This window comes from Methylobacterium sp. J-077 (assembly GCF_022829365.1).
In the GTDB taxonomy this organism is placed as follows: domain Bacteria; phylum Pseudomonadota; class Alphaproteobacteria; order Rhizobiales; family Beijerinckiaceae; genus Methylobacterium.
In genome coordinates this window covers 154,761-180,568 of record NZ_JAKSYJ010000119.1, presented here as the reverse complement: position 1 = coordinate 180,568, position 25,808 = coordinate 154,761, and the positions used below count along the sequence as shown (strand labels likewise).

The window sequence follows — 25,808 nt, the reverse complement described above, 5'->3', positions numbered from 1 at the left end:
GGAGGGGAACGCGCCAGAGTTCGGCCGTCCGCCTTTCGACGCGAAGGCGCGGCCGCCCCTCAATACCCCAGAGCCGCGCCGTCCTTGCGCGGGTCGGAGCCGGCCACCAACGTGCCGGCCTTCCGGTCGATCCAGATGATCTGGCCGCCGCCGAGCGGCAGCGGCGCCCGGATCGCCGGATGGCCGCGGTCGACGAGGCCGGCCATCACGGCGTCGGGGATGCCGCCCTCCAGTTCCAGGCTGCCGCCATAGGCGAAGCTGCGGGGGGCATCGAGGGCCGCCTGCACGTCGAGGCCCCGGTCGAGGATGCCGGACAGCAGCTCGACATGGCCCATGGCCTGGTAATGCCCGCCCATCACGCCGAACGGCGCGACCGCTTGGCCGTCCTTCATCAGCATGCCCGGGATGATCGTGTGCATCGGCCGCTTGCCCGGCCCGACGCTGTTCGGGTGCCCGGCCTCCGTGCGGAACGACAGGCCGCGATTGTGCAGCAGGACGCCGCTCTCCGGCGCCAGGATCCCCGAGCCGAAACCCTGGAACACCGAGTTGATCAGCGACAGCGCGTTGCCATCCCGATCGACCACGCAGAGATAGACCGTGTCCTTGTGGGCGCGCTCCTGCGCGACCTCCCGGGCGATCTCGGGATAGATCTCGGGCGGCCGCGCCCGGCCCATGTCGATCGCCCCATGGGCGGCGGCCTTCCAGGCATCCGACAGCAGGTGCTCCACCGGCACCCGGGCGAGGGCCGCGTCACCGAATAGCACGTCGCGGTGGTGATAGGCCTGCTTGCAGGTCTCGGCGAACAGATGGAGCCGGTCGAGGTCCGACAGCGCGCCCACGTCATAATGCGAGAGCACGTTCAGCATCATCAGGGCGGCCAGCCCCTGGCCGGCGGGCGGGCACTCGTAGACGTCGTAGCCGCGGTAGCGGGTCGAGACCGGCGTGACCACGTCCGGCCGGGATGCGGCGAAATCGTCCCGAGTGTGCAGGCCGCCGAGTTCATTCAGGCGGCAGACCATGTCGTCGGCCACCGGTCCTTCATAGAATCCGCCCGGGCCCTCCTCGGCGATGCGCCGGAGCGTCGCCGCGAGCTTCGGCAGGCGGAAAACGCTGCCGATCGCCGGAGCCGCGCCGCCGGGCAGGTAGGTCGCGGCGGCGTGGGGATCGCCCGCGACCCGGGGCACGCAGCGCTGCCAGTCCCAGCCGACGCGCTGCTGGATCACGAACCCGTCCTCGGCGTAGCGGATCGCCGGTTGGAGTAGCTCACCGAGCGAACGCGTGCCGTGCTGGCGCACCAGCAGGTCCCAGGCCCCGACCGCCCCCGGCACCGTGACCGCGTGCGGCGAGGTCGGGGTGATGGCGACGCCGTGCTCGGCGTACCAGTCGGGGGTCGCGGCCGCGGGAGCCCGGCCCGAGCCGTCCAGCGCGATCGGCGCGGCCGCGCCGGCCGGCGCATAGAGCGAAAAACAATCGCCGCCGATGCCGGTCATCAGCGGATCGACCACGCATTGCACCGCCACCGCGGCGATGCCGGCATCGACGGCGTTGCCGCCCGCGCGCAGGATCTCGATGGCCGTCAGTGTCGCGAGCGGGTGCGAGGTCGCGACGGCAGCGTTGGCTGCATAGACCGGGGAGCGCCCGGGCGCGGAGAAGTCTCTCACGGGAAATCCTGACCTGTGCGATCGCGCCGCCGGCCTTCCGCCCCGTTGGAGAGGAGGGGCCGCCGGCGCGCATGCCGAACCGCCGGCTCGACCCTTCCGGCGCCGGCTCGAAACCGTATCCTATATTCAAATGATCCGCAGCGCCCCCCGAGGGCGCCGATGCAGGTTCGGCGGCCCCGTTACGCCTTCTCGATGATCGAGACTTTTCCGTCGCGCTCGACGATGCCGACCGCGACCTTGTCGAGATCGTCCAGGCCCTGCTGACGGGCCGCGGTGCGGATGTCGGCCTGCTGCATGCGGAGTTGGCGCATGCGCGCCTCGTCCCAGATTCCGTCGCGATAGACCACGATCGGCGTGCCGTCGACGATCCGCTCGAACCAGACGACGCGCAGCTTCAGCCACGAGACCGCGACATGCATCAGCCCGACCGTGAGCAGGGCGCTCATCGCCCCGGTGAAGGAATGGTCGTCGCCCAGCACGGCGCTGACGCTCAGGCCGCCGAACAGGAACAGCACGACCATGTCGATCGGCGCCTGCTGGCTGGCGGTGCGCCGCCCGATCAGCCGGATCACGAAGAGGACGATCAGATAGGCCGCGGCGGCCTTGACGACGGTGTTCATGGCTACGGCACCGCGTATTGCGACCAGGACAGGGTCTCGCCGGCATCGAGCCGGGCCGTGAGGTCGACACCGCCGTGGAAGCTCGGCGACCCGGTGAAGCGGATCAGCGCACGGCTCTCGCCCTGTTGCACCGGGAAGACCAGCCGGATGCTCGCGCCGGCGATCTGCCAGGTCTCGGGGCGCGGCGTGATGCTTTCCAGGCCGAACAAGTCGACGAGGTTCTTGGCGATGGTCACCGCGACCTTGTCGCCCCCCGGGGGCACGCGGGTGTCGAGCCGCAGGATCGTCGGCGCGCCGAACCGGACCACGGGCTCGTACCGGATGGTGATCGAATCGTCCGCGTTGGTGCGGGTGCGCTCGCTGAACGGCCCGTGCCCCAGGAGGCCGAGGGCGCAGATCGCCACGAAGGCCAGCATCCCGTAGCGGCCGGCGATCTCGGCGCGGCGCCATCCGTCCTCGAAGGCCGGATAGAAGCCCGCGGCGATCTCCTCCGGCATCGGGGGGTCGTCGTGGATGATCTCCAAGGCTCAGGTCCTCCCGCGCGGCGCGCCCGAAGGCGTGACCGTTACGCGCACCGGAGGCCGGAGTTCCGCCGAGGATCGGGACGCTGCGGCTACGGAAATCACGACGCCGGTGCGTGGGCGGCATCGGTCTGCTGGTCGACCGAGCTTTGAAGCTCGGCGAGATCCTTACGATCGGCAACGGGGCGCCCCCGGGTCGCCTATCGTTTCGAGCACGGCATCGGCGCCGCCTTCCTGGAACCGTTGGAGCCGGACGCGGTCCACGCGGCGATGACGCTCTGAGCGGAGGTGAGACCTCGCAGAGACATGGGAACGGCGCTACATCCTATGCAGCCTATTGAAGGATCACCGATGAAGCGCCTGCTCGCCGCTCCCCTCGTCTCGTCCCTGGCCGCCCTTCCGGCCGCGCTCGCGCTGCTGCCACAGGCGGCTTTGGCCCATCCCGGCCACGGGGCCGCGCTCGGCGCGGAAGCCGGCTTCCTGCACCCGCTGATGGGCGCCGACCACGTGCTGGCGATGGTGGCGGTCGGCCTGCTGGCCGCGCTCCGCGGCGGGCGAGCGCTCTGGGCGCTGCCCCTGTCGTTCCTGGCGCTGATGAGCGTCGGCGCCGGTCTCGGGATGGTGGGCGTGGCGCTGCCCTATGCCGAGACCGGAATCGCGCTCTCCATCGTGGTGTTCGGCCTCGCCGCGATCGTCGGCCTGCGGGCGCCGGTGGCCTTGCTCGCCAGCTTGGTCGGAGTGTTCGCGGTGTTCCACGGCTACGCCCACGGCACCGAGATGCCGGAGACCGCCTCGGGCTTGTCCTTCGGCTTCGGTTTCCTCGTCGCCACCGCGCTCCTGCACGGCGCCGGGATCGGCCTCGGCCTCGCGGCCGCACGGCTCGGCGCGACCCGGGCCGCTCCGGCGCTTGGCGCCGCGGTCGCGGCGGCCGGCCTCGCGCTGCTGGCGTTGCCGGCCTGAACCTCGGCATCCTCGACCCGATCCGGTTACAGCCGCGCGCGGCGGTCGCAATGCCACAGGCCGGTCGGGGCTGACGGCGGCCCCGCGAGTCCCAGGTCACGCTCGCCGCGCACGTCTCCGCGGCGAGAGGACCCCCACATGGCAAGACTTCCGACACTCGCCCTGGCGAGCCTGCTGGCGCTCGTCGCACACGCACAGGCCGCCGCGCCGCCCGAGCGCCTGCGTGGCACGATTGAGGCCGTCGAGGGCGGCGGCTTCACCCTCAAGACGCTGGACGGCAAGAGCGAACGCGTGAGCCTGGCGCCGGACGCCAAGGTCTCCTGGGTTGTCCCGGCCCAGCTCGACCAGATCAAGGACGGCGTGTTCATCGGCACCGCCACCAAGGGTGAGCCCCCGGTGGCCCTGGAAGTGGTGCTGTTCCCCGAATCGATGCGGGGCACCGGCGAGGGCCATTACGACTGGGACGTGATCCCCGATCGCACCGGCGGCTCTGCCGTGAAGAGCACCATGACCAACGGCACCGTGAAGGCCGCCGCATCGTCGACCGCACCGGACGCCCCGCGGGTGAAAAGTGCGATGACCAACGGCACCGTGAAGGCGAGCGGCAGCGGCGCGGAGCGCACCCTCACGGTCGATTACGGCAACGGCCAGTCGATCCAGATCCTGGTGCCGCCGCAGGCTCCGGTGGTCACCTTCGAGGCCGCCGATGCTGGCGCGATCACCGCCGGCGCCAAGGCGTTCGTGGTCGCCGCGCGCGGTGAGGACGGCAAGGTTACGGCCCGCCGCGTCGCGGTCGGCAAGGACGGTCTGACGCCACCGATGTGAGCCGGGGCCGGACGCATCGCCCCGGAGCGGGGTGCCCGGTGCCCGGACGGCACGGAACGCGTGATTCTCGGATCGCCCCGACCCGTCCGGCCGGTCGGGGCGATACCGGCCGTGCCCGGTTCGACAGCACCGCTGCCGCCCCGGCAAGCATATCATTACATCCGGCAAGCTGTTGCCGGCTAAGGCGTTCTGATATTGTTGCCGGGCGGCAACATCGCACAGGAACCAATTTATCCGAGCCGAATTCTGATTGCTCGCCGAAACCCGTTCGCACATGGTGATCGTGCACGGGGGCATCGCAAAGCGAGAGCCCGCAGGAGCCTGCCACCTAAGACGCAGGCCAAACCTACAAGACGTGCGGCAAGATCCGGAAAACCGGGCATGTCCGCATCATTGGGTCTCGAAGCTTTGGAGATGTCTATGAAGCTCTTGAAGAGCTCACTACTCGGTTCCGCCGCCGCGTTCGCCGCGATTGGAGCCGCACACGCCGCCGACCTCCCGGTCAAGAAGGCGGTCCCGATCGAGTACGTCCGCGTCTGCTCGGCCTACGGCGCCGGCTTCTTCTACATCCCCGGCACCGATACCTGCATCCGCATCTCGGGCCGTGCCCGCGGCGAGGTGGGCTTCCAGACCAACGAGAGCCGCGCTCAGAACCAGACGGGCGATGTGTCCCTGTTCCGCAGCTTGCTGCGCATCAACATGGATGCCCGGACGCAGACGGATTACGGCACCCTCCGCGCGTTCATTCGTCTCGAGGCCGCGAGCCGTACCGGTGCCTTCTCGACCTCCGGAACGCAGCAGCGCATCGCCAACGCCTTCCCGGCGCTCGGCCAGGATCAATTCAGCCGCGCTCAGCAATACGTCAACGTCGACAAGGCGTTCATCCAGTTCGCCGGCCTGACCGCCGGTCGCGCGTCCTCGTTCTTCGACTTCTACGCCCACGATTTTGAGTTCTTCGGCGGTACGGCCGGCTCGGACGTCTCTTCCACGAACCTCCTCGCCTACACCGCGACTGTCGGGAACGGCTTCTCCGCGACGATCTCGCTTGAGGATCCGAACTTCCGCAAGAACACAGTCTACAGCGCTGCTGTGGGAGGCGCAGCCGCCGCAGTGGGTACCTCGTCTGCTCAGGTCTTCACGCTCGCAAACGCCCTCTCCCCGCTGATCCTCGCCACGGATGCCGCCGGCAATGCCACGTCGGTCGCCTTCCAGGACGTGATCGAACGGTCGCGCATGCCCGACTTCGTCGGTGCTCTGCGCTACGATGCCGCGTTCGGTTCGGCGCAGCTCTCCGCCGCTGTCAAGGACGTGAATATCGGCAGCTCGTCGTTCAATTCCTTCCTCGGCACCGCTCAGGCCAACCCGGTCGCGGCGTTTGCCGCCCGCGGCATCCGCGGCGGTCCCACGACCACGGAAGGGTTCGCTGTTCAGGGCGGCCTGAAGATCAACCTGCCCTTCATCGCTCCGGGCGACTCGTTTTATCTTCAGGGCGCCTACGGCCAGGGCGCGAACGTCTACACCGGCGTGACCGCCTACTCGGGCACTTACGCCAGCAGCGTGACGCCGACCAACGGTGGTCCGTTCGCCCAGTATCTGGCGGATGCGAGCCTCAATCCGCTGACCGGCAAGCTTCAGCTGGCGGAAAGCTTGAGCGTGGTCGGGTCGTTCCTGCACTACTGGACGCCTGCCCTGCGGTCGGCGCTCTTCGCGAGCTACAGCCAAACCAACTTCGGTCGGGGCGCCCGCGCCGCGGAGAGCCTGACTGCGGGCTTGGTCGGCGGTGCCGCGGGCTCGGCGTCCTTCATCACCAACCCGGGCCTTTTCGCTCTGAGCCCGGTGCTGCGCGACAACTATCAGATCCTCGCGGGCGCCAGCTTGATCTGGTCGCCGGTGAAGGACCTCGATATCGGTGTTGAGGGTAACTACATCAACACCGGCATGCAGTCGGGTCGCGTCATCGACCAATCGAAGACCATCGGTGTCACCAGCGCGAACTTCAATACGCTTCTGGCGGCCGGCGCGATCAAGACCGTCAACAATTACGACGCCGCGCAGGTCCGCTTCCGCGTCCAGCGCGACTTCTGATCCTCTGGTCGGCGCCGGGACATGGTCCCGGCGCCGGTTCCCGTGCTCCCACGGATCTCAAGGCCCAGCCCCCCGGCTGGGCCTTTTTCGTTGTCGAGCGGCCCACAGGTATGGGATGCCGCCGCTGCCGTTCATTCCTGACGCGCCGCTATCGACGCCGGTGACGGTCCCCCAGGGCCCCACCCCGATCGCGCAACCGCGCAGGCCCAGCGAGAACCTTGAGACAGGGCCGGTATGAACCGCCGACGCCATCGGCGTACGACCCGCCTTTCCCGTCCGCTTCGCGCCGTGCCGCCTCCGTAACCGGCCTCCAGCAGCGTCGCCTGCAAAAGCCGTCCACCGGCATTCGGGCTAACGGCACGACCCTGAAGGCTCTCGCGTCGCCGCGAGGCTGAGGCCGAATCGGGTAAGCGCCCCGGTGCTGCCGGTGAGGCTCTGCCGATGCCCAGCCGTGCCCGCCACCGCCGAACGGCCGATTCGATCGCGCCCCCGGCTGACGCCTGATCGGTCGCTGCACCCATCGCACGGGCGAGCGGCCGCGGCGTCGGCCCCGCGCACCGCCCGAATCAGCGCGCCGTCTCGCTCGAATCGTAGCCAGCTTCGATGCGATGGAGGCCGACGCGCCGGTCTCCGTGATCGCGGCGTCCAGACCATCAGGCGCCGAACGCGGCCGGTTCCGTCGTGGCCGACGGCGCTCGTGCGGCGGCGCGGCGGGTCCTCGTATCGCACCCGACCGTTTTGGCACCCCCGCCACGTGCGAGCGAAGTCTAGCTTATCGCCCGCGGATATATGTCACCAAGAACTGTGAATAAATATCTGATCGTTTCATAGTATAAATGCCAATTAACCACCCAATAATCTTACAAATATTCGCAAAACGTGGCCATTACGCAACAACGCAAAGCAATAATTGCTAAGATATGAAATATATGTTGCCTGGAAACGGTCAAATCCATCATGTGGACCCTCATAGAGGAATCTCAAACGCGAGATATCTCTAAATATGCCACTTAAAGCGCAGATCGAAACAAAAAGTACGCTGCGATGACCGGATAATCCGGGATCGTTGGTGTTATCGGGTCTCGAAGTTTTGGAGATATCTATGAAGCTCTTGAAGAGCGTGCTGCTCGGCTCAGCCGCTGCCTTCGCAGCGGTCGGAGCAGCCCATGCCGCCGACCTGCCGGTCAAGAAGGCGGCGCCGATCGAGTACGTCCGCGTCTGCTCCGCCTTCGGCGCTGGCTTCTTCTACATCCCCGGCACCGACACCTGCCTGCGCGTCTCGGGCCGCGCCCGGTTCGAGGGCGGCTACATGGCTAGCAACTCGCGCCAGGGTTCCGGCAACGGCGACACGTCGGGCTACCAGGGCCGGCTGCGGTTCAACATGGATGCCCGCACCCAGACCGCCTACGGCACCCTGCGCGCCTTCGTGCGCCTCGATGCCGGCAGCCGCACCGGCTATTCCGGCATCGGCACCTCCGGCACCCAGGCGCGCATCGGGCAGGCCTACAATGCCACGGGCGTCGATGAGGTCGGCCGCGCGCAGCAGTTCGTGAACGTCGACAAGGCGTTCATCCAGTTCGCCGGCCTGACCGCCGGTCGCGCGTCCTCGTTCTTCGACTTCTACGCCCACGATTTCGAGATCACGGCCGCTACCGCCGGCTCGGACAACGCTTCCACCAACCTGCTCGCCTACACGGCGACCGCCGGCAACGGCCTGTCGGCGACCCTGTCGATCGAAGACCCGGTCTTCCGCCGGACGCCGATCTTCGCGCCGCCAGGGCCTGCGAATCCGGTCAGCCCCGTCTTCGTCGGCTACACCAAGGGCGCACCGTCGAGCTTCGCCAACATCGACAGCATCCAGCGCGAGCGCCTGCCCGACTTCGTCGGCGTCCTGCGCCTCGACCAGGCCTGGGGCTCGGCTCAGATCTCGGCTGCCGCGCATGAGCTGAACGTCGGTAACATCGTTCTTGGTGCACCCACCGGAAGCGGCACCGGCATCAATCTCGCGCACACCAACAGCGTCCAGGCCTGGGCGGTGCAGGGCGGCCTGAAGATCAACGCGCCGTTCGTCGCGCCGGGCGACGCGCTCTACCTGCAGGGCGCCTACGCCGATGGAGCGCAGCTCTATACCGGTTACTCCGCGTTCAGCGGTTCGTACCAGCAGACTGCGGCCACGATCCAGGGTCAAAAGTTCGTCCAATACTTCTCGGACGCGACAATCAACCCGTTCACCGGCCAGCTGCAGACCTCGCAGACCTTTTCCGCGGTGGCGTCGTACCTGCACTACTGGTCGCCGGAATGGCGCTCGGCCTTCTTCGGCTCCTACGGCGAGCAGAGCTTCTCCCGCAGCGCGCGCCTCGCCCAAGGCGCGGCCTTCAACGTCGCGAGTACGCTCGGCGGCGGCAACGCCTTCAGCACCAATGCCGTCGGCGTGCCGGGCACGCGGTTCTATCAGTTGAGCCAGGCCCTGCGCGACACCTACCAGTTCGTCGCGGGTGCAAGCCTGATCTGGTCCCCGGTGAAGGACCTCGATATCGGCGTGGAGGGCTACTACACGCAGATTGGCCTGAAGAGCGGTCGGGCGATCGATCTCGACAAGACCCCGGGCGCGTACAACGCGATCGCCCAGATCAACAACGGCAGCTTCGTTCCGCGCACCGCGACGCAGGACTCGATCTCGCAGGTTCGCTTCCGCGTCCAGCGCGACTTCTGATCCGACACATCGGTGCCGGGGCTTCCGTCCCGGCCCCCTTCCTCGTGCATCTCGACTCCCCAGGCCCGGTTCCGCGCCGGGCCTTTTTCGTCGCGAGCGTCCTCCCGCTGGCCGGTCGCCCTCGATCGCTCGCCGTCGTCGGCCTCCGCGCGAAAGAATACTCTGCAACGCGCAGAATAGACTGAGAAAATGTGCGGAACGATCCTCAAATATTGAGGCTGTTGATGAAACGATTGCAGCACTCTCTGCGCGGCTCAGCCGCCGCCTTCGCCGCGATCGGAGCCGCGCACGCCGCCGACCTTCCGGACAAGACGGCAGCGCCGATCGCGTACGTCCGCGTCTGCTCAGCCTTCGGTGCCGGGTTCTTCTACATCCCCGGCACCGATACCTGCCTCCGCATCTCGGGCCGGGCCCGGTTCGAGGGCGGCTACATCACCGCCTATACCCGCCAGGCCGGCACCAACAGCGGCGACACCTCGGGCTATCGAGGGTTGCTGCGCTTCAATCTCGACGCCCGCACCCAGACCGCCTACGGCACCCTGCGTGCCTTCGTGCGCCTCGATGCCGGCAGCCGCGCCGGGGCTTCCGGCGTCGGCCGGTCCGGCACCCAGGAGCGCATCGGCCTGGCCTACGCCGCCACCGGCGTCGATCAGGTCGCGCGTGTCCAGCAAGTCGTGAACGTCGACAAGGCGTTCATCCAGTTCGCCGGCCTGACCGCCGGTCGCGCGTCGTCGTTCTTCGACTTCTACGCCCACGATTTCGAGATGTCGGGCAGCACCGCCGGTTCGGATGTCGGCTCCACCAACCTGCTCGCCTACACGGCGACCTTCGGTAACGGCCTGTCGGCGACCCTGTCGATCGAAGACCCCGTCTTCCGCCGGACGCCGATCTTCGCGCCGTCCGGGGGGGCCGCCCCGGTCAGCCCCGTCTTCGTCGGCTACACCAGGGGCGCACCGTCGAGCTTCGCCAACATCGACAGCATCCAGCGCGAGCGTCTGCCCGACTTCGTCGGCGCCCTGCGCCTCGATCAGGCCTGGGGCTCGGCTCAAGTGTCGGCCGCGACGCATGAGCTGAACGTCGGCACTATCGCGATCGGTACCGGTTCGACCGTCAGCGTCGCGCACACCAACAGCGTTCAGGGCTGGGCGGTGCAGGGCGGCCTGAAGATCAACGCGCCGTTCGTCACGCCGGGCGACGCCCTGTACCTGCAGGGCGCCTATGGCGACGGTGCGCAGTTCTACACGGGCTATTCTGCGTTCAGCGGTTCGGCTTCACCGAACGCGGCGACGATCCAGGGCCAGAAATTCAACCAGTACTTCTCGGACGCGACGATCAACCCGTTCACCGGCCAGCTGCAAACCTCGCAGAGCGTCACCGCAGTCGCGTCGTATCTGCATTACTGGTCGCCGGACTGGCGCTCGGCCGTCTTCGGCTCCTATGGCGCGCAGAGTTTTTCCCGGAGCGCCCGTCTCGCCCAGGGCGCGGCCTATGGTCTTGTGGGTTCGGGCGTCATCACCGGCAGCAACGCCGTCGGCGTGCCGGGCACCCGGTTCTACCAGCTCAGCCAGGCGCTGCGCGACACCTACGAGTTCGTCACCGGTGCGAGCCTGATCTGGTCCCCGGTCAAGGACCTCGATATCGGCGTCGAGGGTTACTACACGCAGATTGGCCTGAACCGTGGCCGGGCGATCGACCAGGACAAGAGCCCGACCGCCTACGCCAACGTCGCCGCCATCAACGCCGGCAGCTTCGTTCCGCGCACCGCGACGCAGGACTCGGTCTCGCAGATCCGTCTCCGCGTCCAGCGCGACTTCTGATCCGGGCGGGTCCACGCCGGGGCTTCGGTCCCGGTGCCGCACCCGTGCGCTTTTGCTCTCCAGGCCCGGCTCCGTGCCGGGCCCTTTTTCGTTGCGGGCGTCCTTGTCCGGACCGATCGCGACGGCTCCCGCCCCGATGGCCGCCCGGGCACCGCGACCCGGTAGGCGCCTGCGGGCGGCGGTGATCGAGGACCGTTGCGATTCGCTGGCGAGGATCGGCGCGGCTGCCTCCGTCGGGATGCCGGCTCGATCGGTGATCACCGCGGAGCGGAAGGCGCCGGCAGCCTGCCGGGAATGGCCGGTGCGCCATCCATTCGGCAGGGCGGCGGCGTCCCCCGTTGATCCGTCATGATCAGATTATCGGACGCAGCCAGCAGGCCTTGAAACAATAATGATGCGATCAATGATCTCATAAGTAACGATCAGCTTATGGATATTTAAAATGAGATCGAGCAAAAATTGGGCAAAACAACGTTGCAGATCGGCAACAAGATTCCGAATGCGAAGAAGAACGGCAGAATATCTGTTGCTCGCTAAAATTCTTGATCGCAGGATCATCGTCGAACGATGGATTGCGGGAACATGTTCCCGAATAAATCTTCTGAAAATGGGTTCATCGAATAAAATCCTGCGATAGTCAGGAAAAAAAGGGAAGCGTTGCGGTCGTCGGCTTCAAATAACTGGGGGTCTTGATGAGTTTATTGAAGCGTTCTTTGCTGGGATCTGCCGCCGCGCTGGCCGCGGCCGGAGCCGCCCACGCCGCCGACCTGCCGGTCAAGAAGGCGGCGCCGATCGAATACGTCCGCGTCTGCTCCGCCTTCGGCGCCGGCTTCTTCTACATCCCCGGCACCGATACCTGCCTCCGCATCTCCGGCCGCGCCCGGTTCGAGGGCGCCTACCAGACCTCATCCAGCCGCCAGCCGGGCGCCGCCGGTGACACGTCGGGCTATCGGGGATTGGCGCGCTTCAACCTGGATGCCCGCACCCAGACCGCCTACGGCACCCTGCGCGCCTTCGTGCGCCTCGATGCCGCCTCGCGCACGGGCGTCATCCATTCCGGCACCCAGCTGCGCATCGGCCAAGCTTACGGCGCCACCGGCGTCGACGAGGCCGGCCGCGCGCAGCAATACGTGAACGTCGACAAGGCGTTCATCCAGTTCGCCGGCCTGACCGCCGGTCGCGCAGCGTCGTTCTACGACTTCTACGCCCACGATTTCGAGTTCTACGGCGCCACGTCGGGCTCGGACAATTCGTCGACCAACCTGCTCGCCTACACGGGCACCTTCGGCAACGGCGTGTCGGCGACCCTGTCGATCGAAGACCCGGTCTTCACCCGCTCGCCGGTCTTCGCGCCGACCGGCCCTTCGGTCCCGGTCAGCCCCGTCTTCGTCGGCTACACCAACGGCCGGCCGTCCCGCTACGGCAACGTCGACAGCATCCAGCGCGAGCGTCTGCCCGACTTCGTCGGCGTCCTGCGCGTCGATCAGGCCTGGGGCTCCGCCCAGCTCTCGGCCGCCACGCACGAGATCAACGTCGGCAACCTGAGCACCGCGACGGCCGCGGGCGCGGGCGGCGTGCTCACCGGGATCCCGCACACCAACTCGGTCCAGGGCTGGGCCGTGCAGGGCGGCGTGAAGTTCAACCTTCCGTCGATTGCCCCGGGCGACACTCTCTATCTGCAAGGGGCCTACGCCAATGGCGCGCAGAGCTATGCCGGCTATTGCATGATCGCCGGCTGCTATCGGCAGTCCAACACGGGCTTCGATACCCAGAAGTTCGAACAGTACTTCGTCGACGCGTCGATCAACCCGTTCACCGGCCAGCTCCAGACCTCGACCAGCTTCTCGGCGGTGGCGTCGTACCTGCATTACTGGTCGCCGGAATGGCGCTCGGCCCTGTTCGGCTCCTACGGCGAGCAGGATTTCGCGGCCGGTGCCCGCCTGGCCCAGGGCGCGCTCTTCGGCCTGGTGAACCCGAACGGCGCCAACAGCTTCAGCACCAACGGCGTCGGCGTGCCCGAAACCCGGTTCTATCAGCTGAGCCAAGCCCTGCGTGACACCTACCAGTACGTGCTCGGCGGCAGCCTCATCTGGTCGCCGGTGGCCGATCTCGATATCGGCGTGGAGGGCTTCTACACCCAGGTCGGCGTGAAGAGCGGCCGGGTGATCGACCTCGACAAGGGCCCGGGGGCCTACGCCAACGTCGCAGCCATCAACAACGGCAGCTTCGTGCCGCGCACCGCGACGCAGGATTCGATGACGCAGGTCCGCTTCCGCGTCCAGCGCGACTTCTGATTCGACCGGCCGGCCCCGATCCCGGGGCCGGTCCCATGCATCGCGACGCGCAACGGCCCGGCATCGCGCCGGGCCGTTGCGCGTCGGGTATCCGCGTGCCGGGCTTGACAAGCCGGCTGAGTCTTTGCGCCCAATACAGGTTGCAGGCTTTGTTCCGCGGTTCGCGTTGCCGCCCCGGGCGGGCACTGATACGCCGGACCCGACTTTATCTCCGCCGACCGCGCGGCCCAGGTCGCGACCGTCGGGGCGATCGGGGCCGCGCGGCGAAGGCCGGAACGGCCCGCGCGTGGTCGCAAGTCCGGAGGAAGCCGATGACCAGTACCGCCTCGACCAGCCCCGTCCCGGCTCCGGCCGAAAGCCCGGTGGTTGAGCGCCGCGCGGGCCGGTTCTGGCCGGAGAGCTGGTGGCGCCTGGTCGACATGAAGATCGGCATCATCCCGCTGCCGCTCTACGTCATCCTGGCGATCCTGCTCGTGGTCTTGGTCCAGGAGGGCGAGGTCAAGCCGGACGGGCCGACCATGATCGCCGTCCTGGTGATGGGCGGCTTCACCTGCGCCGAGATCGGCAAGCGCATCCCGATCCTGCGCAACATCGGCGCGGGCGCGATCTTCGCGACCTTCATCCCGTCGGCGCTTGTCTATTACAAGTTGATCCCGCCGCAGATGGAGAAGGCGATCTTCGATTTCACGAAGTTCACCAACTTCCTATATATCTACATCGCCACGATTATCGTCGGCTCGATCCTCGGCATGGATCGGGATGTCCTGGTCAAGGGCTTCCTCAAGATCTTCGCCCCGCTCGCGGTCGGCTCGGTGGCGGCCGCCATCGTCGGCACCCTGGTCGGCACGGCCCTGGGGCTCGGCCCCTACAAGACCTTCTTCTTCATCGTCGTGCCGATCATGGCCGGCGGCGTCGGCGAGGGCGCGATCCCGCTCTCGATCGGCTACGCGGCGGTCCTGGGCCAGCAGCAGGGCGTCGTGTTCGCCCAGGTGCTGCCGCCGGTGATGCTGGGCTCGCTCACCGCGATCATCTTCGCCGGCACCCTCAACTATGTCGGCAAGCGCTATCCCCACCTCACCGGCGAGGGCCGGCTTCAGCCCGGCGCCGAGGGCATGGAATCGAGCGACGCGCAGGCCCGCTCCGAGGCCGCCCGCGGCCAGATCGACGCCGCAACGATCGGCGCGGCCGGGCTCACGGCCATCACGCTCTACCTGCTCGGGGTCATCGCCCACCACCTCGTCGGCCTGCCGGCGCCGGTGGCGATGCTGTTCCTGGCGGTGTTCGCCAAGCTCGGCAGTGCGGTGTCGCCCCATCTCCAGGCCGGCGGGTTCGTGGTCTACAAGTTCGTGCAGGTCTCGATGACCTACCCGCTGCTCTTCGCCATCGGCGCGGCGCTGACGCCCTGGAACGAGCTGGTCGCCGCCTTCACGCTGGTGAACCTGATCACCATCGTGGCGACCGTGACCACGCTGATGGTCACCGGCTTCTTCGTCGGCCGCGCGCTCGGGATGTACCCGATCGAGACCGCGATCGTGAACGCCTGCCACAGCGGCCAGGGTGGCACCGGCGACGTGGCGATCCTCACGGCGGCCAACCGCATGGCGCTGATGCCGTTCGCCCAGATCGCCACCCGGATCGGCGGCGCGCTGACCGTGACCGGGACGATCCTCGCGATGAAATGGATCGGCGTATGAATCGAGACCCGGGAGCGTTGCGTCATGGCCGGTGATCCGGGCGCCGTCGAGGCGACCCTGCAATCCAGGATTGGGGCGATCCTCCGCGCGACGAGCGGCAACTTCCTGGAGATGTTCGATTTCTTCCTGTTCGGGTTCTACGCCAGCGCCATCGCGCGGGCGTTCTTCCCGTCAAGCAACGAGACCACCGAGCTGCTCCTGACCTTCGGGACCTTCTGGCTCGGCGCCCTGATGCGGCCCCTCGGGGCGATCGTGCTCGGCGCCTATATCGACCGGATCGGGCGCCGGAAGGGCCTGATCGTCACCCTGGCGATCATGGCGAGCGGCACGGTGCTGATCGCCTTCTGCCCGAGCTACGGGACCATCGGCATCGCCGCGCCCCTAATCGTGCTGGCCGGGCGCCTGCTGCAGGGCTTTTCCGCCGGCGTCGAGATCGGCGGCGTCTCGATCTACCTGTTCGAGATCGCCACCCCCGGACGCAAAGGCTTCTACACGTCGTTCCAGTCGGCGAGCCAGCAGGTGGCGATCCTGTTCGCGGCCGTGATCGGCTACGGGCTCAACGCCACCCTGACCAAGCAGCAGATCGGCGATTTCGGCTGGCGTATCCCGTTCTTCATCGGCTGCCTGATCGTGCCGTTCATCTTCTTCATCCGGCGCTCCCTGCAGGAGACCCAGGATTTCGCCCGGCGGACCCATCATCCGAGCACGCGCGAGATCCTCGCCACGGTGGCCGCCAACTGGCGGATCGTGCTGCTCGGCATGATGCTCTCGACCATGACCACGGTGACCTTCTACATGATCACCGTCTACACCCCGACCTTCGGCAAGACCGTCCTCAAGCTCACCGAGACCGACAGCCTCGTCGTCACCCTGTGCGTGGCGATCACCAACTTCATCTGGCTGCCCGTGGGCGGCGCGCTCTCGGACGCGATCGGGCGCAAGCCGGTGCTGCTCACCATCTCGATCCTGTCGCTGCTGACCACCTATCCGGCCCTGCACTGGCTGGTGGTCGACCCGACCTTCGCCAAGATGCTCGGCGTCGAGCTGTGGCTCTCCTTCTTCTTCGGCGTCTACAACGGCGCGATGATCGTCGCGCTGTCGGAGGTCGTGCCGAAGCATGTCCGCGCCAGCGGCTTCTCCCTGGCCTACAGCCTCGCCACGGCTCTGTTCGGCACCGCCACCCCGATGGTCTCGACCTACCTGATCGACCAGACCGGCGACCGGGCGGCGCCGAGCTACTGGCTGATGGCGGCCGCCGCCTGCGGTATCATCGCGACGCTCAGCCTGTTCCGGGGCGGCCCCCGGGAGGCGCGGGTTCCGGCCCACGCCTGAGCGGCTGTCCCTCGATCCACGCTGGGGAGGGCTGGTGCAGCCACGAAGCGACCTGTGTTTCCGGATGGGTCGCGGGTCCCCTCTCCCGTGCGGGAGGGGGACAGGGTGAGGGGACAGGTTTGTCCGGAGAGGGCGCATCGCTCACCCCAACCCGCTCCCGCACGGGAGAGGGGGCCTGTCGCGGCTCGAAGACGCTAAAATCTCACAGCCTCTTGAGAGGGAGCCTACACCCCCTGCCAGATCCGGATCCGCGCCTTGAAGGCGGCGCGGATATGGGCGCGGGCCGCCGCCTCGGCCCGGTCGCCGTCATGGGCGCGGATCGCCGCGATGATCGCGGCATGCTCGTCGAGGGACTCGCCGGCCCGTTCCGGTGCCGAGAGGGTCGTCGAGCCGGGCAGCAGCACCAGCGACAGGCGCATCGTCTCCAGGGTGCCCTGCAGGAAGCGGTTGCGCGCCGCCGCGTGGATCTGCCGGTGGAACAGCCGGTTGTTGCGTGCCAGCGCCGCCGCGTCGCCGGTCAGGGTCCGGTCGCGGGCGATCATCTCCTCGAGGATCTCGGTCTCCACCGCGCTGGCATGGATCGCGGCGAGCCGGGCCGCCGTGCCCTCCAGCACCTCCCGCATGTCGTAGAGCTCGCTGACCTGCCCGTAATCGAGCTGGGCCACGCTGGCGCCCCGGTGCGGCTCGTGCGCGACGAGACCCTGCGCCTCCAGGCGACCGAGAGCCTCGCGCACCGGCGTGCGGCTGATCGCGAACCGCTCGGCCAGCTCCGCCTCGCGCAGGCGGCTGCCGGGGGCGAGTTCGCCCTCCTCGATCGCCCGCAGCAGCCGCTCATAGGCGGCGGCCCCGTTGGAGCGCTCCGACTCGCTCGCCTTCATGCCCGGCTCTCCTCGGCCGGGGCCATAGCGTGAAACGCCGCTGCCCGGAACACTTGCCGCCAATTGCATGCGAGCGTATACAATCAGGAAGGCAGTTCGAGCGGTGGAGGCGGGGATGCAGGAGCGGCGCGCGGGATCCTGGGACGTCGTGGTGGTCGGCTCCGGCAACGCCGCCATGAGCGCCGGCCTCGCCGCCCTGGAGCGCGGCGCCTCGGTACTGATGATCGAGAAGGCCGAGCCGGATCTCGCCGGCGGCAACACTGCCTACACGGCCGGCGCCATGCGGTTCGTCTACCAGGGCAACGACGACCTCCTGCCGCTGCTGGCCGACCCGAATGATCCGCGCCTGCCCCGCACCGATTTCGGCGCCTACACCGCGGCGACCTTCGAATCCGACCTGCTCGGCTTCAACGACGGCCGGCCGCTCTCGCGCGAGCAGCGCATCCTGATCGACGAGAGCGGCGCGGCCCTGCGCTGGCTCTCGACCCAGGGGGTGAAGTTCGAGCCGATCTATGCCCGGCAATCCTTCGAGAAGGACGGGCGCTTCGTGTTCTGGGGCGGCCTGACGCTGGCCACCCACGACGAGGGTTTCGGGCTCGCCCGGGCCGAGCTGGAGGCGTTCACGAAGGCCGGCGGCGAAATCCGCTACGGCTGCCCGGCCACCGGGCTGATCGTCGACGCGGACTGCGTCGTCGGCGTGGAGACCCCCCAGGGCGCGTTCCGGGCCAAGGCCGTGATCCTGGCCTGCGGCGGCTTCGAATCGAACCCGGAGTTGCGCACGCGCTTCATCGGCGCGGGCTGGGACAAGGCCCGGGTCCGCGGCACCCCGCACAATCGCGGCGACGGGCTGGAAATGGCGCTCGCGCTCGGCGCCAAGCCGCACGGCTTCTACGGCGGCTGCCACGCCACGCCGATGGATCTGCACACCCCCGATTACGGCAACCTCGGCCTGCCCCACGGCGAGCGCAAGCACTACCGCAAGATCTGCTATTTTCTAGGACTCATGCTGAATGCCGACGGGCAGCGGTTCGTCGACGAGGGCAAGAACTTTCGCAATTATACCTACGCCCAGTTCGGCCGCTCGATCATGGAGCAGCCCGGCCATGTCGCCTGGCAGATTTTCGACGCCAAGGTCGATCACCTGCTCTACAGCGAGTACCGGTTCCATGACGCCCATTTCGTCGAGGCCGACACCCTCGACGGGCTGCTCGACAAGCTCGACGGCATCGACCAGGCGGCGGCCAAGCGGACCATCACGGATTTCAACGAAGCCGTGGACGAGGCCGTGCCGTTCGACCCCACCGTGAAGGACGGTCGCGGCACGCAGGGGCTCGCCCTGCCGAAGTCGAACTGGGCGCAGGCGATCGAGACCGGGCCGTTCAAGGCCTACCCGGTCACCGGTGGCATCACCTTCACGTATGGCGGCGTCGAGGTCGGGGAGGGCGGCGGCGTTAAGCGCGAGGACGGCAGCGAGATCCCCGGGCTCTACGCCTGCGGCGAGATGGTCGGCGGCGTGTTCTTCAACGGCTATCCCGGCGGCTCGGGGCTGACCTCCGGCGTCGTGTTCGGGCGGCGAGCCGGCTACGGTGCTGCCGCGGCGGCCGTGCGGGCGGCATAGGCGTCCGCCGCCCACCGTCATTGCGAGCGCAGCGAAGCAACCTACGGCAACGCTAGAGCTGTTCCCGGTCGCGTTGCGACGGGGAACGGCTCTAAGTCTTTGATGTAACGCGCTCGCTTCCGCCGAACCGGTATCCACTTCGGCGGCGAGCGCTCTAAGTCCGGGGATCGCGCGCCGCTTTGGGTTGCTTCGCTGCGCTCGCAATGACAGCGCGCGTTCGCCATCGTCGCAAACACCTGTCCCCATCGAACGCGCCCGCGTAAAAGACGCCCCATGTCAGAGCGGCAGGCGGTCTTCACCATCACCCGGGGCGTCCCGTTCCTGCCGACGTTGGCCGAGGCGCTGCTGTCGGGCCGGCTGGTCGGGCCGGTGGCGGAGGATCCGCTGGCGCTGGCTTCGGTCACCATCTACCTGCCGACCCGGCGCGCCGCGCGGGCGCTGGGCGCGATCCTGGCCGACCGGCTCGGCCAGCGGGCGCATGAGCGGGGCGCCCCCGGCTACGCGGCCCTGCTGCCCCGGATGATCCCGCTGGGCGAGGCCGACGAGGCGGAACTCGACCTCGCCTCCGAGCCGCTGCTCGACGACAACGATCCGCTCAGCACGCCGATGCCGCAACTGGAGCGTCGGCTGATCCTCGCGCGCCTGGTTCAGGCCTGGGCGAAGTCGGTCGACCGCACCCTGCTGCCCCTCGATGCAGAGGTGCCGTTCCTGGTGCCGTCCTCGCCCGCCGACGCGGTCGGGCTCGCGGGCGATCTCGAACGGCTGATGGATGCGCTCACCGTCGAGGGCCTGCCCTGGTCGGAGATCGGCGCCGCCGTGGAGGCCGAGTACTCGCGCTATTTCGGCCTGACCCTGGATTTCGTGAAGATCGCCGCCGAGAACTGGCCAAAGCTCCTGGCCGAGCGCGGCCTGTCCGACCCGGTCGCCCGCGCCCGCGGCCTCGTGCTGGCCGAGGGCCAGCGCCTGTCGCGGACGGCACCGACGGATCCCGTGATCGTCGCCGGCTCGCTGGGCTCCGTGCCAGCCACCGCGCGGCTGATCGCGGCCGTCGCGAGGCTGCCCCGAGGGGCCGTGGTACTGCCCGGGCTCGACCTCGACCTCGACGAATCCGGCTGGTCCGGCATCGACACCGGCGAGGGGTTTTCCCGGGTGATCGCCCACGGGCATCCCCAGGCGGTGCTGCACCGGCTGCTCGGGCCGGACAATCTCGCCTTGTCGCGGGCGGAGGTCGCCGCCTTGGGCGATCCCGATGCCGGACGGGCGGCCCGGGCCGCTTTGCTGTCGCAGGCCCTGCGCCCGGCCGACACCACCGACGCCTGGGCCGATCTCGACCCGGCCGGGCGGGACGGTATCGCCGAGGCCGGCCTCGCCGGGCTGGCCCTGGCCGAGGCCGCCGACGAGCGGGAGGAGGCCCTGGTCGCGGCGCTGGCCCTGCGCGAGACCCTTCAGGTGCCCGGCGCCACCGCGGCGTTGATCACGCCGGATCGCGCGCTCGCCGGCCGGGTCGCCGTGGAGCTCCTGCGCTGGGGCATCGTCGCCGAGGATTCGGCCGGGCTGGCGCTCGCCGGAAGCCCGGCGGGTCGGCTCGCCCGGCTCACCGCGGAGCTGGCCGCCGACCTCGCCCGCAATCAGGCCGACGCGATCCCGGCCCGGCTGATCGCGCTGCTGTCGCACCCGATGGTCCGCCTCGGCCTGCCCCGGTCCGACGTGGTGCGCGGCGCGGCCGCCCTGGAGATCGGGCTGCTGCGCGGCCCCGTCCCGGCTCCGGGGGTTTCCGGGCTGCGGACGGCGCTCGCCGCCGAGCGGGTCGGGCCGCTGGAGCGCCGCCCCCGGGCCAAGCGTCGGCTGAAGGATATCGACTGGGACCTTGCGGAAGATCTGCTCGCCCGGCTGGAGCAGGTTTTTTCCGAGTTCCCGGGCCCCGATGGTACGGGCGAATGCGATCTCGTCGCTACCGCTGCCCGGCACCGCGCCGCCTGCGATGGTCTGCTCGCCGGCCCGGAGGACGCCCCGGAGGAGGAAGCGGACGGCTCCCTGTCCTGTCTCGACGCCCTGTTCGACGATCTGGAGATGGCCGAGCCCGGCCTGATGCCGGGCCAGTTCACCGATTACGCGACCTTCTTCACGTCGCTCGCCCGGGAGCGCCTGGTCGGCTGCTCCGGCGAGACGCCGCATCCGCGGCTGCGCATCCTCGGCCTGCTGGAGGCGCGGCTGCTCTCGGTAGACCGGGTGTTGCTCGGCGGCCTCGACGAGGGCGTCTGGCCGGTGCGGACCCTGACCGACGCCTTCCTCAACCGGCCGATGCGCGAGCGAGTCGGCCTCAACCCGCCCGAGCGGCGCATCGGCCAGATGGCGCACGACTTCGTGCAGGCGCTCGGCTGCCGCGACGCGGTGATCACCCGGGCGCTCAAGCGCGACGGCTCGCCCACCGTGCCGTCGCGCCTGATCCAGCGGCTGCGCGCGCTCGCCGGCGATACCCGCTGGGACGCGGTGCTGGCGGCCGGACGGCGTTTCACGGGCCTTTCCGCCCACCTCGACACCGCCCCGCCCGAGAAGCGCCTGAAGCGCCCGGCGCCGAAGCCGGACCCGGCCCTGTTCCCGCGCTCGCTCAGCGTCACCGAGATCGAGACGCTGGTGCGCGACCCCTACAGCATCTTCGCCCGCCACGTGCTCGGGCTCGATCCCCTGGAACCGCTGGCGGCGGTGCCGAGCGTCGCCACCCGCGGCTCCCTGGTGCACGACATCTTCGCGGCGTTCGCCCAAGCCCATCCGGAGGGCCTGCCGCGGCGGCCCGGGGAAGCCCTCTCCGCCATCGCCATCAACGCGTTCGGTGACATCGCCGACACCTATCCGAACCTCTACGCCGAATGGTGGCCGCGCTACGAGCGCATGGCCGCCGCCTATCTCGAATGGGAAGCGCAGCGCCGGCCGGCCCTGCGCCGCATCCACCCGGAGGTGTCCGGGCGCTGGGTGATCCCCCTGGGCCGCGAGAGCTTCACCCTGCGCGCCCGGGCCGATCGGATCGAGCTGCGCCCGGACGGCGGCGCCTGCATCGTCGATTACAAGACCGGCACCCCGCCCTCGGCGAAGATGATCTTTTCGGGGTTCTCGCCGCAGCTCACCCTCGAGGCGGCGATGCTGATGCACGGGGCCTTCGACGGTCTGCCACCCGTAAAGACGACGCCGGACCTGCTCTACGTCCACGCGTCGGGCGGCCGGAAGCCGTTCGTCCCGGCTCCGGTGAAGCCGCCCCGCGGCGAGGAGCGCAGCGTCGACGCGATCGTCGCCGAGCACGCCGCGCGGCTTCGGGGGCTGATCGCCCGCTTCCTCACCGGCGAGGCCGCCTACACGGCCCGGCCCTACCCGCAATATGCCAGCCAGTATGGCGCCTACGACCACCTGGCGCGGGTGCTGGAATGGTCGCTGGGCGGGGAGGAGGGTGGGGAGTAGCGGCGTTCTTGCCGACACCGATCCATCCCACCCGCGCCCCTCATCCTGAGCCGCCGAAGCGCAGCGGAGGCCTCGAATGAGCCCTCCAGCCGGCCTCGTGATCTCTGGAGCCCTCCTTCGAGGGCGCCGCTGTGCGACGCCACCTCGGGATGAGGGGGGAACGGTTGGGGGTGGGGAGGGGCCCGTCCCCAAGTCTCAAAAAAACGCCTGCAGCCCAGTTTGCGCCCGTCCCAAGATCAGCGCGTGGACGTCGTGGGTGCCCTCGTAGGTGTTGACCGTCTCGAGGTTCTGGGCGTGGCGCATCACGTGGTATTCGCCCATGATGCCGTTGCCGCCGTGCATGTCGCGGGCGGTGCGGGCGATGTCGAGCGCCTTGCCGCAATTGTTGCGCTTGATCAGCGAGATCATCTCGGGCGCCATCTTGCCCTCGTCCATCAGCCGCCCGACCCGCAGCGAGGCCTGGAGGCCCAGCGTGATCTCGGTCTGCATGTCGGCGAGCTTTTTCTGGACCAACTGCGTTTGGGCCAGCGGCCGGCCGAACTGCTTGCGCTCCAGGGTGTAGTTGCGCGCCCGGTGCCAGCAATCCTCGGCCGCGCCCATGGCCCCCCAGGAGATGCCGTAGCGCGCCCGGTTGAGGCAGCCGAACGGACCCTTCAGCCCCGAGACGTTGGGGAGCAGCGAATCCTCGCCGACCTCGACGCCCTCCATGACGATCTCGCCGGTGGTGGAGGCGCGCAAGGACAGCTTGCCCTTCAACGTCGGGGCGGAGAGGCCCGTCATGCCCTTCTCGAGGATGAAGCCGCGGATCGCGCCCTCGTGCGCGTCGGACTTCGCCCAGACCACGAACACATCCGCGAAGGGAGCGTTCGAGATCCACATCTTGGCGCCCGAGATCCGGTAACCGCCGTCGATCTTCTCCGCCTTGGTCTTCATCCCGGCGGGATCGGAGCCGGCATCGGGCTCGGTCAGACCGAAGCAGCCGATCCATTCGCCCGAGGCGAGCTTCGGCAGGAATTTCTGGCGCTGCGCCTCCGAGCCGTAGGCGTGGATCGGGTACATCACCAGCGAGGATTGCACGCTCATCATCGAGCGGTAACCGGAATCCACCGCCTCGACCGCCCGCGCCACCAGCCCGTAGGCGACGTAGGAGGCGCCGGCGCAGCCGTATTCCTCGGGCAGGGTCACGCCGAGCAGGCCGAGCTCGCCCATCTTCCGGAACAGGCCCGGGTCGGATTTCTCGGTGGCGTAGGCCTCGACGATGCCGGGCAGCAACTGCTCCTGGGCGAAGCTCTGGGCGACGTCGCGGATCGCCCGCTCGTCCTCGGTGAGCTGGTCCTCCAGCAGGAACGGGTCCTCCCAGACGAAGCGGGACGAGGCCGGGGCCGACGGGGAGGCGCTGCCCGGGGGGCGCATCGGAGCGTTCATGGGATTTCCTCGCCTGCAGGGTGTGGCGGGCTTCGGCCCCGCGCTTGAACTTACCCTAGACCGGCTTGTGTCCTCGTCCAACGCGCCCGGTGACGCCGGGGCCGCGGCGTCACGCCCGGCCGAGCAGCATCAGCCAGCCAAGGGTGGTCAGGGGCGCCAGCAGGGTCGAGACCAGCACGGAGGCCGCGACCATGCCGGTCTCGGTCCGGTAGCGCACCGCCAGCAGGTAGGCGTTGATCCCCACCGGCATGGCGGCGAACAGGGTGGCGACGCCGGCGTAGGCGGTCGGCATCGCGAAGACGTGGAAGGCCAGAATCCAGACCGCCAGCGGGTGCAGCAGGTTCTTCAGGCCCGCGATCACCAGCGCGCCCTTGAGGTCGAACAGCACCCGGTAGCGCTTGAGCCCGGCGCCCAGCGCCACCAGCGCGCAGGTCGAGGCGGTGCCGGCAAAGGCGTCGATCAGGGCTTTGGGGATCCCGGTCGGGGTGATGCCGGTGCTCTTCATCGCCATGCCGATGAGGAGCGCCACGAAGATCGGGTTCTTCAGCAGCACCAGGGCGAGGCCGCGGATCCGGGCCAGGACCGGCAGGCCGGAATCGGATTCGATCAGAAAGGTGGCGCAGCCCATCATCAGCGGCAGGTGGACCGCGAGCAGCATGAACAGCGGGAAGGCGCCGTCCTCGCCGTAGGCCTGGAGGATCATCGGCACGCCGACGAACACGGTGTTCGATTGGCTGGCCGCGAAGCCGTGCAGGATCGCCCCGCGCCGCTCGATCCCGGCGCGCCGCCGGGCGATCAGCGTGCCGACGAACCAGGACAGGCCGGCGCCGCCGAAATACGCCGCCCAGTAGGTCCAGGCGACCTCGCCGCTCATTCCCGGCCGGGTCAGCGTGGCGATGATCAGGGCCGGCACCGCGACCGCGAACACGTATTCCGACAGGCCGTCGCTGACCTTGTCGGAGAGCAGCCCCGCGAGCGCCGCTCCCCAGCCGATCAGGACGATCCCGAAGATCGGGGCGATGATGGCGAGGGCGTTCACGAATTCGGCGGGGCTGGGGTTAAAATCGGAGCGTGCAGGTGCATAGCATGGTGCCGCGAGCGTTTGCGCAGACTCGCGGAGCATCCGGGGCATGCCACGAGACAGTGAATCCGAGATTCATCGGGCTGCCGCGGGCGGCTACGCCGGACAGGCGGCCGCCTACGTCACGGGCCGGCCCGATTATCCCGAGGGCGTGACGGATTGGCTCGCCGCGGATCTGGGTCTCCGATTGGGTCGGTCCGTGCTCGATCTCGGATCGGGTACCGGCAAGTTCCTACCCTACTTGAAGGCCACCGGAGCGATGACCGTGGCGGTAGAGCCGGTCGCGGCGATGCGGTCGCAACTCGCGGTCCAATATCCCGGCATGATCGTGCATGCCGGGACCGCGGAGGCCATCCCGCTGGACTCGGGCAGCCTCGACGCGGTCGTCTGCGCGCAGTCTTTCCACTGGTTCGCCAATGCCGGTGCGCTTGCCGAGATCGCTCGGGTCCTGCGCCCCGGCGGCCGGCTCGGTCTGATCTGGAATGTCCGCGACGAATCGGTGCCCTGGGTCGCCGCCCTGTCGCGGATCACGGATCCCCACGAGGGTGGCGCGCCGCGCTACCGCACCGGTGCATGGCGAAATCTGTTCCCCGCTTCCGGCTTCGGCCCCCTGCAAGAACGCCGCTGGCCGCATGCACATCACGGGGCGCCGGAAGCGGTGATCGTCGACCGTACCCTCACGGTGAGCTTTATTGCCGCCCTGCCGGATACGGAACGCGCCAGCGTCGCCGCAGCGGTACGCGCGCTGGTAGCCGACACAACCGAACTCGCCGGAAAAGATGTCGTCGCGTTTCCTTACGTGACGGCGGCGTTCAGTTGCGTGCGGTTCTGACG

The 25,808-nt window shown here is 68.8% G+C and carries 17 protein-coding genes; 11 read left to right on the top strand and 6 right to left on the bottom strand.

Annotated features, from left to right (window positions below):
- Positions 1–59: 59 nt before the first annotated feature.
- The 3 genes from MKL11_RS13820 to MKL11_RS13810 form a co-directional block, all read right to left on the bottom strand.
- Complete coding sequence (locus MKL11_RS13820) at positions 60–1,661, bottom strand: gamma-glutamyltransferase family protein (RefSeq protein ID WP_243944411.1); 1,602 nt, start codon at positions 1,659–1,661, stop codon at positions 60–62.
- A 179-nt stretch (positions 1,662–1,840) separates the two neighbouring features.
- Positions 1,841–2,281, bottom strand: coding sequence for a DUF421 domain-containing protein (locus MKL11_RS13815; protein WP_243944408.1), 441 nt, complete (start codon positions 2,279–2,281; stop codon positions 1,841–1,843).
- Between the two features lie 2 nt (positions 2,282–2,283).
- A complete protein-coding gene (locus tag MKL11_RS13810) occupies positions 2,284–2,805 on the bottom strand; it encodes a hypothetical protein (RefSeq protein ID WP_243944406.1) in 522 nt (173 codons plus the stop codon).
- Between the two features lie 348 nt (positions 2,806–3,153).
- On the opposite strand from MKL11_RS13810, the gene MKL11_RS13805 reads away from it, so the two are divergent.
- The 8 genes from MKL11_RS13805 (at position 3,154) to MKL11_RS13770 (ending at position 16,522) form a co-directional block, all read left to right on the top strand.
- Entirely contained in the window at positions 3,154–3,762 is a 609-nt protein-coding gene (locus tag MKL11_RS13805; RefSeq protein WP_243944404.1) for a HupE/UreJ family protein, read from the top strand.
- A 138-nt stretch (positions 3,763–3,900) separates the two neighbouring features.
- Positions 3,901–4,587 (top strand): metal ABC transporter permease, encoded by a 687-nt coding sequence (locus tag MKL11_RS13800; RefSeq protein WP_243944402.1) that lies wholly within the window; start codon positions 3,901–3,903, stop codon positions 4,585–4,587.
- 420 nt (positions 4,588–5,007) lie between these two features.
- Positions 5,008–6,672: a porin gene (locus tag MKL11_RS13795; RefSeq protein WP_243944709.1), complete on the top strand. Its 1,665-nt coding sequence runs from the start codon at positions 5,008–5,010 to the stop codon at positions 6,670–6,672.
- 1,102 nt (positions 6,673–7,774) lie between these two features.
- Positions 7,775–9,385 (top strand): porin, encoded by a 1,611-nt coding sequence (locus MKL11_RS13790; RefSeq protein ID WP_243944393.1) that lies wholly within the window; start codon positions 7,775–7,777, stop codon positions 9,383–9,385.
- A gap of 224 nt (positions 9,386–9,609) precedes the next feature.
- Complete coding sequence (locus MKL11_RS13785) at positions 9,610–11,202, top strand: porin (RefSeq protein ID WP_243944391.1); 1,593 nt, start codon at positions 9,610–9,612, stop codon at positions 11,200–11,202.
- Positions 11,203–11,894: 692 nt separating this feature from the next.
- A complete protein-coding gene (locus MKL11_RS13780; protein ID WP_243944389.1) occupies positions 11,895–13,496 on the top strand; it encodes a porin in 1,602 nt (533 codons plus the stop codon).
- Positions 13,497–13,807: 311 nt separating this feature from the next.
- The gene (locus tag MKL11_RS13775) at positions 13,808–15,190 is read left to right on the top strand and encodes a 2-hydroxycarboxylate transporter family protein (protein WP_243944387.1); all 1,383 of its coding nucleotides are present in this window, start codon (positions 13,808–13,810) and stop codon (positions 15,188–15,190) included.
- A 24-nt stretch (positions 15,191–15,214) separates the two neighbouring features.
- Positions 15,215–16,522, top strand: coding sequence for an MFS transporter (locus MKL11_RS13770; protein ID WP_243944385.1), 1,308 nt, complete (start codon positions 15,215–15,217; stop codon positions 16,520–16,522).
- A 224-nt stretch (positions 16,523–16,746) separates the two neighbouring features.
- Here MKL11_RS13770 and MKL11_RS13765 read toward each other — a convergent pair whose 3' ends face one another.
- On the bottom strand, positions 16,747–17,400 hold the full coding sequence (locus MKL11_RS13765; RefSeq protein WP_243944383.1) for a GntR family transcriptional regulator: 654 nt from the start codon (positions 17,398–17,400) through the stop codon (positions 16,747–16,749).
- Positions 17,401–17,515: 115 nt separating this feature from the next.
- On the opposite strand from MKL11_RS13765, the gene tcuA reads away from it, so the two are divergent.
- Positions 17,516–19,018, top strand: a complete 1,503-nt coding sequence (gene tcuA, locus MKL11_RS13760) for an FAD-dependent tricarballylate dehydrogenase TcuA (RefSeq protein ID WP_243944381.1) — start codon at positions 17,516–17,518, stop codon at positions 19,016–19,018.
- 273 nt (positions 19,019–19,291) lie between these two features.
- Positions 19,292–22,468 (top strand): double-strand break repair protein AddB, encoded by a 3,177-nt coding sequence (addB, locus tag MKL11_RS13755; RefSeq protein ID WP_243944372.1) that lies wholly within the window; start codon positions 19,292–19,294, stop codon positions 22,466–22,468.
- 195 nt (positions 22,469–22,663) lie between these two features.
- Here addB and MKL11_RS13750 read toward each other — a convergent pair whose 3' ends face one another.
- The gene (locus tag MKL11_RS13750) at positions 22,664–23,893 is read right to left on the bottom strand and encodes an acyl-CoA dehydrogenase (protein ID WP_243944370.1); all 1,230 of its coding nucleotides are present in this window, start codon (positions 23,891–23,893) and stop codon (positions 22,664–22,666) included.
- A gap of 109 nt (positions 23,894–24,002) precedes the next feature.
- On the bottom strand, positions 24,003–24,932 hold the full coding sequence (locus MKL11_RS13745) for an AEC family transporter (protein WP_243944368.1): 930 nt from the start codon (positions 24,930–24,932) through the stop codon (positions 24,003–24,005).
- Positions 24,933–25,023: 91 nt separating this feature from the next.
- Here MKL11_RS13745 and MKL11_RS13740 point away from each other — a divergent pair, with 91 nt between their 5' ends.
- Positions 25,024–25,806 (top strand): class I SAM-dependent methyltransferase, encoded by a 783-nt coding sequence (locus MKL11_RS13740; protein WP_243944366.1) that lies wholly within the window; start codon positions 25,024–25,026, stop codon positions 25,804–25,806.
- Positions 25,807–25,808: the final 2 nt, after the last annotated feature.